Source organism: Chitinimonas sp. BJYL2 (assembly GCF_027257935.1).
In the GTDB taxonomy this organism is placed as follows: domain Bacteria; phylum Pseudomonadota; class Gammaproteobacteria; order Burkholderiales; family Chitinimonadaceae; genus Chitinimonas.
The window spans coordinates 1,172,151-1,190,260 of the sequence record NZ_JANZKW010000001.1; the positions used below are offsets into that span (position 1 = coordinate 1,172,151).

At 64.4% G+C, this 18,110-nt stretch carries 17 protein-coding genes; 8 read left to right on the plus strand and 9 right to left on the minus strand.

The annotated features are described in order from the left end of the window. Positions 1 to 12 precede the first annotated feature (12 nt). The 3 genes from O9X62_RS05495 to murU all read left to right on the plus strand — a co-directional run bounded on the left by O9X62_RS05495 (position 13) and on the right by murU (position 2,677). On the plus strand, positions 13 to 873 hold the full coding sequence (locus tag O9X62_RS05495; RefSeq protein WP_269531760.1) for a DMT family transporter: 861 nt from the start codon (positions 13 to 15) through the stop codon (positions 871 to 873). Between the two features lie 89 nt (positions 874 to 962). Continuing rightward, positions 963 to 2,009, plus strand: a complete 1,047-nt coding sequence (ltaE, locus tag O9X62_RS05500; protein ID WP_269531761.1) for a low-specificity L-threonine aldolase — start codon at positions 963 to 965, stop codon at positions 2,007 to 2,009. Next, a complete protein-coding gene (murU, locus tag O9X62_RS05505; RefSeq protein WP_269531762.1) occupies positions 2,006 to 2,677 on the plus strand; it encodes an N-acetylmuramate alpha-1-phosphate uridylyltransferase MurU in 672 nt (223 codons plus the stop codon). Before ltaE ends, murU begins: the two co-directional genes overlap by 4 nt. On the opposite strand, the gene O9X62_RS05510 is transcribed toward murU, so the two are convergent. From O9X62_RS05510 to O9X62_RS05540, 7 genes are all read right to left on the minus strand, one after another. Then, complete coding sequence (locus O9X62_RS05510) at positions 2,674 to 3,900, minus strand: nitrate/nitrite transporter (RefSeq protein WP_269531763.1); 1,227 nt, start codon at positions 3,898 to 3,900, stop codon at positions 2,674 to 2,676. The two genes, murU and O9X62_RS05510, sit on opposite strands and share 4 nt — an antisense overlap. A 127-nt stretch (positions 3,901 to 4,027) precedes the next feature. Further along, positions 4,028 to 6,889 (minus strand): EAL domain-containing protein, encoded by a 2,862-nt coding sequence (locus O9X62_RS05515; protein WP_269531764.1) that lies wholly within the window; start codon positions 6,887 to 6,889, stop codon positions 4,028 to 4,030. Between the two features lie 10 nt (positions 6,890 to 6,899). Next, a complete protein-coding gene (locus tag O9X62_RS05520; protein ID WP_269531765.1) occupies positions 6,900 to 7,715 on the minus strand; it encodes a phosphate/phosphite/phosphonate ABC transporter substrate-binding protein in 816 nt (271 codons plus the stop codon). 64 nt (positions 7,716 to 7,779) lie between these two features. Continuing rightward, positions 7,780 to 9,099 carry an amino-acid N-acetyltransferase gene (argA, locus tag O9X62_RS05525; RefSeq protein WP_269531766.1) on the minus strand — a complete coding sequence of 440 codons (1,320 nt, stop codon included), beginning with the start codon at positions 9,097 to 9,099 and terminating at the stop codon, positions 7,780 to 7,782. Positions 9,100 to 9,187: 88 nt separating this feature from the next. Beyond that, the gene (locus O9X62_RS05530; protein ID WP_269531767.1) at positions 9,188 to 11,530 is read right to left on the minus strand and encodes an EAL domain-containing protein; all 2,343 of its coding nucleotides are present in this window, start codon (positions 11,528 to 11,530) and stop codon (positions 9,188 to 9,190) included. Between the two features lie 2 nt (positions 11,531 to 11,532). Then, positions 11,533 to 12,147 (minus strand): methylamine utilization protein, encoded by a 615-nt coding sequence (locus tag O9X62_RS05535; protein ID WP_269531768.1) that lies wholly within the window; start codon positions 12,145 to 12,147, stop codon positions 11,533 to 11,535. Further along, positions 12,144 to 12,572, minus strand: coding sequence for a group 1 truncated hemoglobin (locus tag O9X62_RS05540; RefSeq protein ID WP_269531769.1), 429 nt, complete (start codon positions 12,570 to 12,572; stop codon positions 12,144 to 12,146). Before O9X62_RS05540 ends, O9X62_RS05535 begins: the two co-directional genes overlap by 4 nt. Positions 12,573 to 12,653: 81 nt before the next feature. On the opposite strand from O9X62_RS05540, the gene O9X62_RS05545 reads away from it, so the two are divergent. Next, positions 12,654 to 13,499 carry a DUF3034 family protein gene (locus O9X62_RS05545; RefSeq protein ID WP_269531770.1) on the plus strand — a complete coding sequence of 282 codons (846 nt, stop codon included), beginning with the start codon at positions 12,654 to 12,656 and terminating at the stop codon, positions 13,497 to 13,499. A gap of 19 nt (positions 13,500 to 13,518) precedes the next feature. Here O9X62_RS05545 and O9X62_RS05550 read toward each other — a convergent pair whose 3' ends face one another. Further along, positions 13,519 to 13,674: a hypothetical protein gene (locus O9X62_RS05550; RefSeq protein ID WP_269531771.1), complete on the minus strand. Its 156-nt coding sequence runs from the start codon at positions 13,672 to 13,674 to the stop codon at positions 13,519 to 13,521. A gap of 149 nt (positions 13,675 to 13,823) precedes the next feature. On the opposite strand from O9X62_RS05550, the gene creB reads away from it, so the two are divergent. From creB to O9X62_RS05570, 4 genes are all read left to right on the plus strand, one after another. Then, positions 13,824 to 14,513: a two-component system response regulator CreB gene (gene creB, locus O9X62_RS05555; protein WP_269531772.1), complete on the plus strand. Its 690-nt coding sequence runs from the start codon at positions 13,824 to 13,826 to the stop codon at positions 14,511 to 14,513. Beyond that, positions 14,510 to 15,937 (plus strand): two-component system sensor histidine kinase CreC, encoded by a 1,428-nt coding sequence (gene creC / locus O9X62_RS05560; RefSeq protein WP_269531773.1) that lies wholly within the window; start codon positions 14,510 to 14,512, stop codon positions 15,935 to 15,937. Before creB ends, creC begins: the two co-directional genes overlap by 4 nt. A gap of 63 nt (positions 15,938 to 16,000) precedes the next feature. Beyond that, complete coding sequence (gene creD, locus O9X62_RS05565; RefSeq protein ID WP_269531774.1) at positions 16,001 to 17,323, plus strand: cell envelope integrity protein CreD; 1,323 nt, start codon at positions 16,001 to 16,003, stop codon at positions 17,321 to 17,323. Between the two features lie 2 nt (positions 17,324 to 17,325). Next, positions 17,326 to 17,778, plus strand: coding sequence for a hypothetical protein (locus O9X62_RS05570; RefSeq protein ID WP_269531775.1), 453 nt, complete (start codon positions 17,326 to 17,328; stop codon positions 17,776 to 17,778). Positions 17,779 to 17,796: 18 nt separating this feature from the next. Here O9X62_RS05570 and O9X62_RS05575 read toward each other — a convergent pair whose 3' ends face one another. Then, positions 17,797 to 17,985, minus strand: a complete 189-nt coding sequence (locus O9X62_RS05575) for a hypothetical protein (RefSeq protein ID WP_269531776.1) — start codon at positions 17,983 to 17,985, stop codon at positions 17,797 to 17,799. Positions 17,986 to 18,110: the final 125 nt, after the last annotated feature.

Sequence of the window (18,110 nt, forward strand, 5' to 3'; positions counted from 1 at the left end):
CGAGCAGCAGCCATGCCCTTGAGCGCGCTGGCGCTGGTCATCATCGCCGCCTTCACCCATGCCTCGTGGAACCTGATGGCCAAGAAGGCGGCCGATAGCCGGCATTTTGTCTGGCTGTATTCGGCCGGCACCGTGGTGTTGTGGTTCCCGGTGATCCTGGCGGTTTTCCTCATCGCCCGTCCTGTCATCGGCTGGCCCGAGGCCGTGGCGCTGGCCGGCAGCGCCGTGTTGCACACGCTGTATTCGATGAGTCTGCAGCGCGGCTACAAGGTGGGCGATCTGTCGGTGGTCTACCCGGTGGCACGCGGCACCGGGCCGCTGGTGTCGTTCTTTGGCGCGATGCTGGTGCTGGGTGAGCGACCCGGCTGGGTGGCGGCGTGCGGCGCTTTTCTGGTGGTGGCCGGCGTCTTCCTGCTCGCAGGCGGCCCCGCCCTGTTCAAGCCCGGTGCCGAGCGGCGCGGCCTGCATTGGGGCGTGATCACCGGTGCGCTGATTGCGTGTTACACCGTGTGGGACGGCTATGCGGTGAAGGTGCTGCTGCTGTCGCCCATTCTGATCGACTACTTCGGCAACCTGCTGCGCCTGCTGATCCTCACCCCGCGCGCGCTAGCCGATCACCCCGCGCTGCTGCCCGAGTGGCGGCGCTACTGGCGGCTCGCGCTCACGGTGAGCGTGCTCGGGCCGCTGGGTTACACGCTGGTACTGTTTGCCATGCAGCAGGCCCCGGTCAGCCATGTGGCACCGGCGCGCGAGTTGTCGATGATGATCGGCGCCTGGTACGGCGCGCGCCTGCTCGATGAAGGCGATCTGGGCCGGCGCGTGCTGGCTGCCGCTATCATTGTGGCCGGGGTTGTCTGCCTCGCGCTCGGTTGAGACCGCGGGGTGCAATAACGCCCAAGGCCGCATTGCACCAAACTGCTGAAGCACTTCGCCCCATCTCCCGTTTTTCCCGGATACCCGCCATGAGCTACGCCAACCCCCTCGCCGCCACCGGCCAGTACGACTTCCGCTCCGACACCGTTACCCGCCCCGGCGAGGCCATGCGTGCTGCGATGGCGCATGCCGAAGTCGGCGACGATGTCTGGGGCGACGACCCGAGCGTACAGCGGCTGGAGGCCTACACCGCAGCCTTGCTGGGTTACGAGGCCGCGCTGTTCGTGCCCAGCGGCACCCAATCGAACCTGATCGCGCTGATGACGCACTGCCAGCGCGGCGATGAGTATCTGGTCGGGCAGGATGCCCATACCTACAAGTACGAAGGCGGCGGTGCGGCGGTGTTGGGGTCGATCCAGCCCCAGCCGATCGAGAACGCAGCCGATGGCACGCTGCCGCTGGCCAAGCTGCAAAAGGCGGTCAAACCCGATAACGAACACTACGCGCGCACCCGCTTGCTGACGCTGGAAAACACCATCAGCGGCCAGGTATTGCCGGCAGACTATGTGCGCACGGTGACCGACTGGGCGCACGGCCTGGGCCTCGCCACCCATCTGGATGGTGCGCGCTTGTGGAACGCGGCGGTGGCCGCGAATGTGGCGCCGGCCGATATTGCCAAGGGTTTCGACAGCGTCTCGGTATGCCTGAGCAAGGGGCTGGGCGCGCCGGTTGGTTCGGTGCTGGCCGGCAACCGCGACTTCATCAAGCAGGGCCGGCGCTGGCGCAAGATGCTCGGCGGCGGCATGCGTCAGGCGGGTTTGCTGGCGGCAGCCGGCTTGTATGCGCTGGAGCATCAATACACGCGGCTGGCGGACGACCACGCCAACGCCGCCCGCCTTGCCGCAGGCCTGCGGCAGCTGCCTGGCCTGAGCGTCAGCCAGCAGACCAATATGGTGTTCGTGGAAGTGGATGCGGCCGTGGCTGATGGCTTTGGCGCGCATCTGCAGGCCAACGGGATCATGGTCAGCAGCATCGGCACCGCGCAGCGCTGGGTGCTGCATCTCGATGTGGATGCCGCGGCGGTAGATGCCGCCATTGCGGTCGCCCAGCGCTTCTTCGACGGAGACCGCGCATGAAAGCCATGATCCTGGCCGCCGGTCGCGGCGAGCGCATGCGGCCACTGACCGATACCACGCCCAAGCCGCTGCTGACAGTGGGGGAGGAATCACTGATCGGCTGGCATCTGCGCAAGCTGGCGGCCGCGGGGGTGGACGAGGTCATCATCAACCACGCCTGGCTGGGTAGCCAGATCGAGTCCACGCTGGGTGATGGTCGCCGCTACGGCCTGCGCATTCTTTATTCGCCCGAGGCCACCGCGCTGGAAACGGCAGGCGGGCTGGCCAAGGCGCGGCATCTGCTGGGGGAGGCGCCGTATATCGTGATCTCGGCCGATATCTACACCCGCTTCGACTACGCCCGTCTTGTTGCCAGTGCGCAGGCGCTGGATCGCGATCCCTCCCGCAGCGCGCATATCGTGCTGGCGCCTACCGACAAGTACCAGCTCGATTTTGATCTGGATCCGCGTGGCCGGGTGCATGAATCTGCCGCGCCGCGCTACACCTATGCCAATCTGGCCGTGATCAAACCCGAACTCGTGGCGGCGGTGGTGCCGGGTGAATCGGCGCGACTGGGTACTTATCTGCGTGAATTTGCGGCGCGCGATCGCATCAGCGGCGAAGTTTGCACGGATCTGTGGATCAATGTCGGCAGCCCGGCTGATCTGGACGAGGCCCGTGCGGCCTAGCTGGCTGATGCCGGCCCCGGATGGGGCTTGTCGAACAGCGCCCAGGCCAGAGTTGTCGCGATGATGGCCGCCAGGCCCAGCAGCAGCGCCGTATACGCTTGCGGCGTGCTGAGGCCGAACTGGCTGCCCAGCAGCGCCAGCAGATAGCCTGCGCCGGCCTGCAGGCCGAAGGCCACGGCAAAGATCAGCAGATTGACCGAGGTGTTGACGCGGCCAGCCAGCGCCACCGGGAAGCGCGCGGTGAGCACGGCGTAACAGAGGCTGCCGCCCATGCCGGTGAGGGCGTAGGCCGCAGTCATCACCGGTGCGGGTACGGCAGGGTTGGCGGCCAGTGCAATCAGCACCAGCACATGCAGCCCGCAGGCCGTGCCATACACGGTGAGCGGCGCCACGCCATGAGCGCTGAGCCGGGTGGCTAGCTGGCCCCAGCCGAGTGCGCCGACGGCACCCGCCAGCATCATCCATAGCAGTGCCTGCCCGACCGCCGCCTCGCCGAGCCCGCCGACTTGCCGCAACCACTGGCCTACCCAGAGTCCCTGCATCGCCATATGCGAACCGAGCGCCAGTCCGGCCACGGTGGCCAGTGACCAGAACGCCCGTGAGCGGAAGATCGACACGGTGCCGGCAAGGTTCTCGCGCAGCGACTCATGCTCGCCCTCATGCGGCTTTTCCGGCGCGACGAACCACAGCAGCAGGCTGGCAGCCAGCCCTACCGAAGCCGCAGCCATGAAGGCACCGACGATCCCTGTGGTGCCGACCAGCCAGGCGACCGGCACGGTGGAGACAACGGCGCCGACGAGCCCCCATACATGCACCCAGCCATTCATGGCCGGCAGCTCGCGCAGGCTGAACCATTGCGCGTTGTGCTTGATCGAGGTCATCAAGGCGCCCGACACCCCCAGTCCGATCAGCGCGCGCGCGAGCAAGAGCACCGATTCTCGCTGGCCTACGGCAAACAGCAGACAGCCGGCCACGGCGATCAGCAGCAAGGTGGCATTGACGCGGCGCGGCCCGAAGCGGTCGATGGCGAGGCCGATGGGCAGTTGGGCGGCGGCAAAGGTGAGGAAGTAGACCGAGGTCAGCAGGCCCAGCCCCGCCTCGCTGATGCCCAGGTCGGCAATCAGCCGTGGCGCAATGGCAGCATTGATGGTGCGCAAGCCATACGAGAAGAAATAGCCGAGCGCAAACGGGGCCAGCAGGGGGATGACATGGGGGCGGTTCATGGCGCTATTGTGCCTTAGTACCGCAAGGTGCAAGGCAACGCGCATTGCACCATCCCCCCCCGTGTTCCGGCGTTACGGTGGTGCAGTGCGGCCTCTGGCCTTGTTGCACCCTACGGAATCCGGGGGCTTAGTGCGTTGTGGTGGCGCGCTGTCGCTGGCACAGGGCCAGGTAATCCGGCGAGGGCTTGTCGAGGTAGTACCCCTGCACCATGTCCACGCCCATCTCCACCAGCATGTCGAGCGTTTCCTGATTCTCGACAAACTCGGCCACCGTGCGCTTGCCCATGTCGCGGGCGATGGAGGCCATGCCCTTCACGAACACCTGGCTGTCGTGATCACGCGGGAGGTCGCGGATGAACAGGCCGTCAATCTTGAGCACATGGGCTTTGAGGTGCTTGAGATAGGCAAACGAAGAGAAGCCCGCGCCGAAGTCATCGAGGCAGACTGTGCAGCCGGTATCGCGCAGGGCCTCGATAAAGCGCTGGGCATCGCGCATATCGCTGACAGCGGCGGTTTCGGTCAGCTCCACCATCAGCCGGTCTGGCGGAACGGCGTATTCGATCAGCAGGCCGCTGATGAATTCGGGCAGGCTGGTTTCATCGAAGCTGCGGCCGGAAATATTGACGGCGACCGAGGGCATTTCCGGGTGCGCCGCCAGTAGGCGGATGCTCTCGCGGATGACCCAGCGGTCGATATCCAGAATCTTGCCGCTGCGCTCGGCATGCGGAATGAAGTGGCCCGGCGGGATGATCTTGTTCGGATCGCTCGGGTCCTTCATCCGCACCAGTGCCTCAAGGTGGGCCACGCTCAGGGTGGTGGCCTCGTAGATGCCCTGGAAGTAGAGCACCAGTCCATCGTTCTCCAGCGCCTGCTGGATGCGTTCGTTCCAGGTCAGGCGGTTGACCATTTCGCGGCTGGCGTCACGCTCGGCCTGATACATGCGCCAGGTTGCCTTGCCGGCGCTCTTGGCTTGATACATCGCGGTGTCGGCGTGGGCCACCAGGTCTTCCGCCGTTTCTGCATGCTGCGGATACATGGCCACGCCCAGGCTGGAAGACAGGCGCAGTTGCTGGTTGTCGACCGTGAACTGGATATTGGCCACGGTACTGATCACCCGGCCGGCGAGATGGCCGACTTCGGATTCCTTGCAGTTGGGGACCAGGATGGCGAACTCGTCACCGCCGAGGCGAGCAAAGAACTCGTTGCGGCGTACCTGGTGAGAGATGTCCTGGGCCACGCGCTTGAGCAGATCGTCGCCTGCACCGTGACCGAAGGTATCGTTCACGTACTTGAATTCGTCGAGGTCGAAATACAGCACGGCAATGGCATCGTTGGCGCGTTCGGCGTCAATCAGCATGCGTTCGAGCTGTTCCTGGAAGGCATGACGGTTATGCAGGCCGGTCAGCGCATCGCGCTCGGCCAGGAAGACCATGCGTTCATTGAGGAAGTGAGCCTGGGTGACATCCTCATAGACCCACAGCTTGCCGGTGAAGATGCCCATATCGTCACAGACCGTGTAGCACTGTTGGGTCAGGATGCGCCCATCATTCATGCTCAGGTCACTGGGGAAGGCGCCTGTGGTGGCGGGGTTGTTGTCGGCGACCAGATGGCTGGCAAAGTCGTAGTTCTGCGGCCGGTTCAGCGCGTTCTGGAGAATCTGCCCCATGGGCTTGCCGACCACGGTCGTGCTCTCGTCAATCAGCCACAGGGTTTTGAAGGCGGGGTTGTGGAACACCACCACATTGTCGTTATCGACAAACAGCACCCCCAGACGCATGGCCGAGAGCAGTGCGGTCAGGCGGGCGCGCTCGGATTCGGCGCGGCTCAGATAGGTTTCGTTGAGTGCCTGTGATTGCTGCAGCTCGTAGACGGCGCGCTTGAGCGCCAGCCTGTCTTCCTTGAGCTGGCTGTTGTCGCGGATGGAGGCCCGGATACCCAGATATTGCGCCTGGGCATCGTAAATGGGCTGCCAGCTCATGGCGGCCCAGAAGGTCTTGCCATCGCGCTTCATGGCGCGGAACTCGAAATCCTGTCCGGCCGTGCCGGTCAATGCTTCGCGCAGGGTATCGGCCAGACGCGCGCGCTCCTCAAGGGCGGCGAGCGGGGCCGGAAAGTGGGCCATTTCCACGCATTCGCTAACGGAATAGCCGGTCAGCCGCGTAACCGAAGCATTCACCCAGACCAACTTGCCCTCGGGGTTGAGCCACAGTTCCACGCCGTAGGTGTAGTCGGCAATGGCGAGGAATTTCTCCTCACTTTGCTTGAGGGCGTCCAGTCGTTCCTGGATGCCTGCCGACATCTGGTTGAAGCGTTCCGCCAGCTTGCTGATCTCGTCATTGCCTTCGACTTCGATCACGCTCGGTACATGGCTGCTGGTCTGCTGTTCGGCCGCCTCGATAAGCTTGTACAGGCGGCGGGTCAGCCAGAAACCGATCAGCGCCAGCAGCAGGGCGGAGAACACGGCACCGACGACAACCACGCTGGCGATCTGCCAGACGATACGGTCGGCGGATTCGCTAAGCAGTTCGGTGGAAATGCCGAAACGCAGGGTGCCGTATTGCTGGCCGGCCAGTTCGATGGGTGTGCTGATATGCAGCACGGTCGGAATACGCTGGCCCGAGGCCAGCCGGCTGATGGTATCGACCGGCGGCAGGGGGGTGCCATTGCCACTGCTGTCGATATCCCAGCCCTGCTTGGCCACGACCTTGTTCTGACGGTCGAACAGCACCAGGTAGTCGATGCCCTCGGCTGAGCGCACGCCATTGAGCAACTCGGCGGCCGGCGCGTAATCGAGCGCCGCCATGTGCGGGGCGATCGAGGCATTGAGCAGCCGCGATAGCTCCTGCACCCGCACATCGGTGGCCTTGAGCACCATCTCCGACCAGACCTTGTTGGCACTGCTCAATAGCACCAGCAACACGGCGAACTGCACCACGAGGATGGAGAGGACGAGGCGTGCGCGCAGGGTGCGGAAGAAGGGGACCTGCATGGTCAGCAGACTATTCCGTGTCGAGACGGCGTTGAAGTTCGGTTACAAAGGGTTCCATGATGGCCAGCTCGCCGGGTTTCACCGGGTCCAGCCCGCTGAAACCCAGACGGGCGGCAAAACTGTCGCCGTTTTCGCGTGAGTTCACAAAGCCTGCCAAGCTATCGATATAGCGTTTGCGTTCGGCTGGCGCCAGCTTGGCATCGGCCAGTACCACCATATGGGGCAGAGACTGGGTCTCTCCCACCACACGCAACGCCGAGCGGATGTCGACCGGCAGGTTGGCAAAAGCGGTTTTATTGATGATGGCGGCGCGGGCATCCCCCTGCAGCAGGGCAATGGCGGCGGCATTGTGGAAAGCGTAGTAGCGCGTATGGACCTGCAGGCCCTGCTTCTTGAGCCAGGCCTCGCCCAGCATGGCGGTTACGGTCAGGGCATCGGGCAAGGCTATGGTCTGTTTGTTGAGGTCGCTGATCTGCAGCGCCTCGCCCCCGCGGGGCACCACCACCAGACCGGATAGCCGGGTGCGGCCGATCAGGGCTGGCAGGTAGCCGGCATGGAGTTCGGCATAGCGCGCGGTATGCGGGCCGATGATGACAAGGTCGAACTCATGTTGCTCGATGCGGCGTACGAACTGGCGGTAGTCGGGCGCTGTCAGCAGTACCACGGGGCGACCCAGCTGCTTTTCCATGGCGTCGCGCATGGGCTGGAAGCTGGACACCAGCAGGCGCGGCGTAAAGAACGGTTCAATACCGATATGGATCTCCTTGCCGGCCGCTTGCACAAGCAGGCTGCAGCAGCAGGCCAGCAGAAGCAGGAATCTCGGCAAGGTGGGTCTCCTCGGTATGCCCGTCCGTCCATGTCGGGCGGGTCGTGGGCGCAGCAGCGTGAAGCTATAAGGTCTTGATAAACACCTTTGAGCGCCGTTGCCAGTTATAGAGGGTTTTTTTCTTCATGGGCAGGGCTTCCACATCGGCGGGCTTGAAGCCACGTTCGATAAACCAGTGCGCCGTGCGGGTGGTCAGTACGAACAGTTGGCGGATACGCAAACGCCGCGCTTCGCGCTCCATATGCCGCAGCAGCTGTTCGCCACGGCCGCCATCGCGGTAGTCGGGGTGCACGGCCAGGCCTGCCAGTTCGGCGATATCGGATTCTTCAAAGGTATACAGCGCCACCGAGCCGATGATCTTGCGATCATGCTCCAGCACGGCAAAGCGTTCGATCTCGCGTTCCAGCAGCTCGCGCGAGCGTTTGACCAGGACGCCCTGGTCTTCCAGCGGCTCGATCAGCGCAAGGATGCCGCCCACGTCGTCGATGGTGGCGCGCCGCAGGGTCTCCAGCGGTTCGCGCGAGATCATGGTGCCGATGCCTTCGTGGGTGAACAGCTCGGTCAGCAGTGCGCCGTCCAGATGGCGCGAGATCAGGTGGGCGCGCTTCACGCCGTGGCGCACGGCGCGGATGCAGCAAGGCAGGTAGAAATCGATATCGTCGGCGATATGCTGGTCACTGCGCAGGTACTGCTCGGCCTCGGCCGCGGTCAGCTCGTTGAGCAGGGTGCCTTCCTCGTCCACCACGCCGGGCTGGTCCAGCAGGAAGATCAGCTTGTCGGCCTGCAGGGCCACGGCGGCGCTGGTGGCGACGTCTTCCACCGTGAGGTTGAAGGCCTCACCCGTGGGCGAGTAGCCCACCGGGGAGAGGAGGATGGTCTCGCCGAATTCCAACCGGTCTTTCATGGCGGCGACGTCGATCTTGCGGACCTCGCCGCTGTACTGCATGTCGAGCCCGTCACGCACACCGAAGGGCTGCGCGGTGAGGAAGTTGCCCCCTGCGACGCGGATATCGGCATTGGCCATGGGCGAGTTGGGCAAACCCATGGACAGCGAGGCTTCGATCTCGAAACGGACCTGACCAATGGCTTGGAGCACGGCGGGTACGCTGTCGCGGTCGGTAATCCGTACGCCACGGTCAAAGCGGCAGGGTAGGCCCGCTTCCGTCAGGCGCTCGTTGATCTGGGGGCGCGCACCATGAACCAGCACCAGATTCACGCCCAGGCTGACCAGGGTGTTGAGGTCGTGCGCCAGCGAGAAGAAATCACCATCCCGGACCAGATCGCCGCCAAACGCGACCACAAAGGTACGGTTACGGAAGGCGTGGATATAGGGCGCGGCCTGGCGGAACCAGAAGACGAATTCGGGAGAACCAATATCGGGCATGCGGGCGCTGTCACTCGGGCTGGGCGGGGTAGCCGCAAGGGTATCAGAAACTCGCTGTCACCCTTGTGACAGCAGGCCAAAATGCGGTTCAGGGTGCGGTTTTCTGCTGGTGTGCTGTGTGCCAGGCCACAAAGTCATCGGCCAGCATGGGTTTGGCAAACACATAGCCCTGAATGCGATCACAACCCAGCCGCCGCAAGACCTCGACCGTGGCATGGTCCTCCACGCCCTCGGCTACGACCTTGAGGCCGAGCCGGTGGCCCAGATCGATGGTGGACTGCACGATCTGTGCATCACTCTCGTTGTGGGCGAGTTCGATCACGAAGGCGCGGTCGATCTTGAGTTCGGTGACGGGCAGGCGGCGGATATACGCGAGCGAGGAGTAGCCGGTGCCGTAATCATCGATCGCCAGCGCCAGCCCCATATTGCGGAGCCGGTTCAGGGTGTCGAGGGCCAGCGTCGGATCTTCCATCAGCCCGCTTTCGGTGATCTCCAGGCACAGCAGCGCCGGGGGCACGCCAGCCTGTTCGAGCAGGGAGGCGACGGCAGTCGGCAGCGCCGGGTCCAGCAGATCCAGCGTGGAAAGATTGACCGACACCTTGATTGCGCGGCCTGTCTGCAGCCACACGCCGATCTGGTGGATGGCGGCGCGCAGTACCCACTGGGTGACTTCCTTGATGTAGCCCGTCTGTTCGGCAAAGGGGATGAATTCGCCGGGTGAGACAAAGCCCCGCTCCGGGTGTATCCAGCGGACCAGGGCTTCGGCTTCATCGGCACTGCTATCGGCCAGCGCTACCTTGGGTTGATAGCAAAGCTTGAGCTCATTCTGCTGCACGGCGGTCTGCAGCTCACCCAGCAGCGACAGATGCGTCTCGCGGGCATGTTGCATGCCGCTGTTGTAGATCAGGTGCCGCTGACGCGCGGCTTTGGCGCGGTACAGGGCCAGATCGGCACAGCGCAGCAGGTCGATGGAGACGCGCGCATGTTCGGGGTAGCCGGCGGCACCCATGCCGGCACGGATATCGAGCGGCCGGCCATCGAGCTGCAGCGGATGATCGAACATGCCGTGGATGCGTTCCAGCACGGGCAAGGCAGCATCGACCGCCATGGCCGGCAGCAGCACGGCGAATTCGTCGCCGGAGAGTCTGGCTACGGTGTCTTCATCCCGCACTGCGTCGACCAGACGGCGCCCGACCTCGATCAGCACCCGGTCGCCCATGGGGTGGCCGAGGGTATCGTTGATTTGCTGGAAGCGATCCAGATTGAGGATCAGCACGGTCAGAGATTCGCCGCTGGTTTGCGCCGCGGTGATCGCATCGTCCAGCAGCTGATTGAAACGCAGCCGGTTTGGCAAGCCGGTCAACCTATCCTGAAATGCCAGGGTGCGGATCTCGGCCTCGCGTTCGGCAATGGCGGTCTGCATATGCGCCAGGCTGCCCGCCAGTTGCCCGATCTCGCTCTGATCCTGCCGGTTGATGGCTTGCTGGTAGTCGCCCTGCTGGATGCGATCGGCAATGGCAGCGAGCTGTCGCAGCGGCTGGGTGATGCGGCCGGCCAGACGCATCCCGGCCAGCAGGCAGACAGCCAGTGCGGCGAAGGCCAGCATGGCCAGGGTGATCTGCAAGCGGTAAACCGGCGCCATGATTTCGGCCAGCGAACGCGCCAGCAATACCTCGACCGGGCCTTCCAGACTGTCGCCCAGCAGGACCAGCCGGGTTTCGTAGTCTTCGTCACCCAGGGTAGCCCGCCCTACGGCGCGCAGCTCGGTCATCTTGCCACCCAGGGCATCGCGCTGTGCGGCAGGGAGGGTGGAGGCGAGCACGCGGCGGCCATCGCCGGGGGCATCACCCAGAAAGGTCACCTGCAAACCGGATACCGCCCGCAAATCCGCTACCGTGCGGTCGTTGATCTCAAAGCCCATGGTGACCCAGCCGATCACGATGGGTGCCCGTACCGGCACCACCACGAGCTGATACAGGCGCCCATCCACCCGCTCGATCCCGGTGCTGCCGCCGCGCTTGCCGGCCGCGGCAATCAGGCTGCCGAAAGGATAGGGCTGACCTGCGCGGGCCGGGTTCACGGTATCGGCCTGGATGATGTTGTCGAGCCCGGAGAAGATGACCAGATCGGCATGGATGCGCGAGCCGTGGTTATCGAGGGCCGACAACAGGGTCTCGTTATCGCGCGTGGCAATGGCATCGCGCAGGCCGAAATCGCGGGCCAGCACCTGGGCACCGACGGTAAGCTGCTCACCACGCTGATCCAGCAAGCGACGGAAGACGCGCTCACCGGTTTCCAGCGCCTGCGCGGCGGTCTGCCGGGAAATGCGCAGGTTGACCACGCTCACCAGCACAAAGCTGGCCAGCAGCACTACGGCCAGCAGGCCGGAGAAGACGACAACGATACGAAAGGCAAGGCTATGTCGGCGCACGTTCAGTAACTGGCGTTGCGGTTGCTTGCGGGCGGCTCGACCTTTAGCCGGAAAGCAAATCGTTGATTGGCACCTGCGCCGACCTTGACCCTCTGGTCAGCCGCGGCAGCCACCTGATAGGGATGCCAGACCTTGAGGACAAAGTCACCCGCAGGCAGCTCGCTGAGGACAACCTTGCCATCCTTACCGGTCTTGCCGAACCAGGGGCTCTCCACCACCAGCAGGTAGGCCGTCATCCAGTCGTGGATATTGCAGCCCAGCACCACCTGGCCGGGCTTGTCGAACACCACCGGTGCAGCAGGCGTGCCGCTGTACAGCTTGAGTTCGAAGGTCTTGGCCGGCGAAAACGAATAAATGCTGTGGCGTACGTTGTCCTTGTTGGGAAACAGGATGGCGGTGCCGGTTTGCACCACGCTGACCAGCGGGACGAATTCCTTGTCGATCTGATCGATCACGCCGCTGAGCTTGCCCTTGGGCGCCTTGCCGCTCACTGGCTCCAGGTAGACCGCGGCCTCGCTCACTGCCTGGCCTTGGGTATTGGTGACCTGTACTTCGATACGCTCTGCATGGGCAGCGCACACACACAGACTGGCTAGCAGGGCAAACAGGCGGCTCATGGCTGGCGCTCCACCACATCGCGGTGCATGGGGGCGAGCAGGGCCAGCAAGGCGTTCTTGTCCGGTTGGGCAATGCCGCGTGCGTCGAGCACCGCGCGCAACTGCGCCACCAGTGCATAGAACTCGGCATCGGTGATGCGCAAGCCGCCGTGCACCTGTTTCATGGTATCGCCGCTGTATTTGCAGGGGCCACCGCTGATCTCGCACAGTTGCTCGGCCAGCTTGAACTTGACCCGCTTGAGGTCCACCTTGTGGAAGCTGCGCCGGGTAGCCGGGTCTTGGCTCGACCGGTCCATCAACTCACTTGCGATGGCGGTGACGCCGGCCTGGCCGCCAAGCCGCTCGAACAGCGTATCGGCCCCGGCGGCCCCGGCGGGCAGGGCGCAAAGGCAGGCGGCAAGCGCGATGGCGGCGTAATGGAACATGCATGTCTCTCGTGCAGGCGTGTCGTCGAAGTATAGACTGGGGATCGGGTATCGACCCCATCTTGGTCTGAGGAGTTCACGATGGCTTACAGCATTTGGCTGGGATGCGTGCTGCTGGCGACGCCGGTACTGGCTGGCGGACGCTTGCCCGCAACAGGCGGGGTTACCCAGATAGAGGGCGCAGGTGGCGGGGGGCTGGTGCCTTGGGCGCTGATTACCGGTTACGGCACCCGTGACGAGGTGGGCGCCAATGCGTTCTATACCCGCGTCGGCACGCAGGGGTTCCGGCTGGAGGCCGCCGGGGTGGCGGTGGGCCTGTACGACAGGCTGGAGTGGTCGTTTGCCCGGCAGCGCTTCGATCTGGGCAGCACTGTGCCCGGCGAGCAGATCCAGCAGGACGTGATGGGGATCAAATGGCGGGTGGCAGGCGATGCCATCATTGATCAGGATCGCGCGATGCCGCAGATCGCGCTGGGCTTGATGGCGAAAAAGAACCGGGACTTTGCGCGGGTGCCACGTCTGCTGGGTGCGCGTCACGACAGCGATGTGGAGCCCTATGTGGCGCTGACCAAGGTCTGGCTCGACGGTGTGGCCGGGCGCACCACTCTGCTCAATGCCACGGTGCGGCATACCCGCGCCAACCAGATCGGCTTGCTGGGCTTTGGCGGAGATCGCTCCGATACGCGCCGCCTGCGCGCCGAGGCCAGTGCCGGCGTATTCCTGACCGATGCCGTGATGGTGGGGGTCGAATACCGGCAGAAGAACAACAATCTCTCGGCATTCCGCGAGCAACGCTTTGCCGATGCCTTTGTGGCCTGGGTGCCCAACCGGCATGTTGCACTGACGCTGGCCCATGCCGAGCTGGGCAATATCGCCGACAAGCCCGGCCAGCGCGGGGCTTACCTGAGCCTCAAGCTGGATCTATGAGGCTGCTTGGGCCGCGGGCTCAGGCCATGGGGCGGATGGCCGCCTGCATATAGTTGGCCTGCTCGCCCAGTGGGCCGCCCATTTCCGTCAGCGTGTGCACGCTGGCATAGGCGCTGAGGGCCAGTACGGCGATGAAGCCAAGGCGGGCAATCAGGTCTCTGGTGCAAGTGTTCATGATGGCTTCCTCTTCCAATGTCTTGATTTGATAGGCGTATCTTCGCAAACGCTGCATGTCTATGCCCGGCCGTTGCGATGAATGCCGGCTTTGGTGGTGCAGGATGACATCCGCGTGGATGAACGACGCCGCGCCCTATAATGGCCGCCATGACTACCCGCATCCTGCTGATCGAGGACGAGGCGGCAATTGCCGATGCCATCGTCTATGCGCTGCAACGCGAAGGCTATGCCATGCACTGGCACAGCCTGGGCCGCGATGGCCTGGCCGCGCTCGATGCCGATGGCGCCGAGCTGCTGATCCTCGATGTGGGCCTGCCCGATATGAGCGGGTTCGATGTATGCCGAACGCTGCGCCAGCGCCATGCGCTGCCGGTGATCTTCCTGACCGCACGTGGTGACGAGATCGACCGGGTGGTGGGGCTGGAGCTGGGTGCGGACGACTATGTGGTCAAACCCTTCAGCCCGCGCGAGCTGGTGGCACGCGTGAAAGCCATCCTGCGCCGCGGTGCGCCGGTAGCTATGGTTGTGCCAGCGCATGGCCTGACTCACGATGTGGCACGGGCACGCATCAGCCTCAACGGTGTGGTGCTGGACCTGACGCGCTACGAATACCGGCTGCTGGCCCTGCTGCTGGCCCAGCCCGAGCGCGTGTTCAGCCGCACCCAATTGATGGACGCGGTGTGGGAAGACCCGGCCGCCAGCTTCGAGCGCAGCGTCGATACCCATATCAAAAGCCTGCGTGCCAAGCTGCGCGAACACGATGCAGCCTGCGACCCTATCCGCACCCATCGTGGCCTCGGCTACAGCCTGAGCTGGCAGGCAGATCGCGCGCCATGAGGATCGGCATCCGCATCTTCGCAGGCTATTTCGTGATGATCGGCCTGGTCGCCTGGTTCCTGCTCGACACCTCGCGCCAGCGCCTGCAACCCGCGCTGCGCCAGTCGATGGAAGACACGCTCGTCGATACCGCCAACCTGCTGGCCGAGTTCGCGCGCCGCGATGTGCTGGCCGGCACGGTGGCCAGCGGCGAGTTCGGCCGCAATCTCGAAGCGTTTGCCGAGCGCCGGCTCAATGCCGAAATCTGGGGCGTACGCAAAGACAAACCCAGCCACCGCATCTACCTGACCGACGCGCGCGGCACGGTGCTCTACGACTCCGATCATCTCGCCGTGGGCCAGGATTATTCGCGCTGGAACGATGTGTACCTGACGCTGCAGGGCCGTTACGGCGTGCGCACCAGTCCCGATGAAGCCGGCTCGGTCATGCATGTGGCCGCGCCCGTCATCCACGAGGGCAAGGTGATCGGTGTGGTGACGGTGGCCAAGGCCTCGGGCAGCGTCCAGCCCTTCTTCGAGCAGGCGCTGACCGGGCTGACGCGTGCCGGCATCGTGGTGCTGATCGCCGGCTTGCTGGCGGGCTGGTTGCTGTCGTGGTGGATCACCCGTTCGCTGACGCGGCTGGAAGGCTATGCCCACGCGGTGGCGCGCGGCGAGCGCGTCAGCCTGCCCGATCTGTCGGGCCGCGAAGTGCGCGTGCTGGGCCGCGCATTGGAGGCCATGCGTGCCAAGCTGGAGGGCAAGCAGTATGTAGAGCACTACATCCACAGCCTGACCCACGAACTCAAATCTCCGCTGGCCGGCATCCGCGCCGCCGCCGAGCTGGTCGAACCTGGCATGCCCGTGCAGGATCAGACGCGCTTTCTGGACACCATCCGTGCGCAAGCCGAACGGCTCAGCAGCATCATCGACCGTCTGCTGGAACTGGCTCGGCTGGAAAGCCGGCAAGCGCTCAGCGATGTGGAGCCGGTGCCGCTGCGGGTGTTGTGCGAGCAGCTGCTGCAACGCAAATCCGCCCAGCTGGCCGCCCATGCGCTGGATGTAGATATCGACATAGCCCCGGCGCTCACCGTAAACGGCGAACGCTTCCTGCTCGAGCAGGCGTTATCGAACTTGCTCGACAACGCCATCGATTTCTCCCCGGCCGGCGGCCGCATCGAACTCAGCGCCGAGAACACGCCATCGCATATCGACATCCGTGTCCGCGACCACGGCCCCGGCGTGCCCGATTACGCGCAGGACCGCGTCTTCGAGCGCTTCTACTCCTTGCCGCGCCCAGATGGCCGGCCCAAATCGACCGGGCTGGGCTTGCCGCTGGTGCATGAGGTGGCGGCTTTGCATGGCGGGGAGGTGGTGCTGGGCAACCATCCCGATGGCGGGGCGGTGGCGATGCTGCGTTTGCCACTTCACACAACTTCACAATAAGGCCACAAGCAGCGCACACACGGCTTGCAGACTGGCTCCCGTAACCACAACAGGGAGTCAACAATGTCTGCAAAATGGAAGCTCGTTACCCTGGCCGTGCTGGCCTTACTGCTGCTGATCCCGCTGGGCATGGTGCGCGGCCTGATTGAAGAGCGGCAGGCCTATCGGCAGGAAGCGCTCGGCAGCATTGCCACGGGCAGCGCCAGCAGCCAGACACTGGCCGGGCCGGTATGGGTGCTGCCCTACCGGCAGCAGTTCACGGAGGTCGTCGATGAGAAAGCCGGCACCAAGCGCACCGTGTGGCGCGATGGCCAGATCCGCATCCTGCCCGACAAACTGGCGATTGCCGGCCGCATGCGTACCGAAACGCTGCAACGCGGCATCTACCACACCCAGCGCTATGTGAACGAGCTGAACCTGACCGGTCAGTTCATCTTGCCCGAGCGCGCCGGCCTGGCGGCCGATGGGGTGTATGCCTGGGGCCAGCCGTATCTGAGCGTGGGGATTGAAGATGTGCGCGGCATCCGCACCAGCCCCATGTTGCAATGGGGCGGCGCAACCGCAGCATTTGCGCCGGGCGCGCAACTGGCTGCGCTCGGCAAAGGCGTGCATGCACGCTTGCCGGCCTACGAGGGGGCGGCGCGGACAGTGCCCTTCAGCTTCCGGCTGACGCTCGATGGCATGGATGGTTTCCACGTGCTGCCACTGGGCCGTGATACCGAAGTCAGTCTGCAATCGCCTTGGCCACATCCGGGCTTTGTGGGCAATTTCCTCCCCGAGAGCCGGCAGATCAGCGAACAGGGTTTCCAGGCGCGCTGGCGTACAAGCTGGTTTGCCAGCAACCTCAATGAGCTGTTCGAGCAATGTGCCGGCACGCGCGAATGTACGGCCATGCGTGCTGCCAGTCTGGGCGTGCGGCTGGTCGAGCCAGTGGATGTGTACCTGCAATCGGATCGTGCGGTGAAGTACGGCTTCCTGTTCGTGCTGCTGACCTTCGCCACCTTTTTGCTGACCGAGGTCCTCAAGCGCGTCAGCATCCACCCTGTGCAGTACGGCTTGGTGGGCGTGTCGCTGGCGGTGTTCTTCCTATTGCTGCTGTCGTTTGCCGAGCAGTGGCAGTTTGCACCGGCCTATGTGCTGGCCGCCGCGGCCTGTGTATTGCAGAACGGGTTCTATGCGACCCATGCGCTGGGTAGCCGCGCGCGGGGCATCGGCTTTGCGGCCCTGCTCAGCGGCCTGTTCGCTTTGCTCTATGTGCTGCTGCGCGCCGAGGATATTGCGCTGCTGCTGGGCGCGGTGCTGCTGTTCGCCCTGCTGACGCTGGTGATGGTGCTGACACGGCGTATCGACTGGTACGCGCTGGGTGGCCAGGATAACGAGGCCTGATCATGACCGCGCTGCTGCTCTTGCTGTTTTGTCTGCTGATCTGGCCACTGACGCCGGCCTTGCTGGGCTTGCTACTGGGCTTCAGCTTCAATCAGCGTGCCCTGGGCATCCAGCCATCGTGGCAGGCGCGTCTGCGCTGGCGACTCCGGCGGGCGGCCTGGCTGGCCGGCATGCCCATGGGTCTGCTGGCGGCCGTTTACGCCATCTGGTGGTTCAGTCTCGACGAACCTGCCTTGCTGGGGCTAAGCCTGCTGGTCTGGGCTGCCCCAGTGCCGCTGGCGGCAGCGCTGTCTTTGCTGTGGCGCGCGCGCCGCGCTGTGTGGCGGCATCCGCCGGCCCGACCTTGGGGCATCCTCATTGCTGCGCTGATCGTATTGCAGCCCCCGCTAGGGCTGGGTGCACTGTTTGCGATGGAGCAGCACTTCGAGGCGCATGCCTATCCGCAGGCGGATTGAGCCAGGATCGTCGGCAGATCAGGCGTTGTGTTGCTGGCTCTGCTGGGCGGCGGTCTGCACGGTTGCGTGCTGATGCTGCTGTGCCAGGCTGCGTTCGATATTGTTGTGCGACAGGGTGGCAAGACCGTGGATGCTGGCCAGCACGGTGAAGACAACGCCTACAGCGGTAGCGGCGCGGAAGTACAGTTCGTTGGTTTGGGTTTGCATGGTGTGGCTCCTGGATGTGTGTGCGGTTTCGATGACTGCATCTTGATCCAGTGCAGGTAAAGCTGCGCGTACCAAGCGACAACGTGTAGCAAATGCGGCGTGAACTACGGCGTGGCGCGATGAAA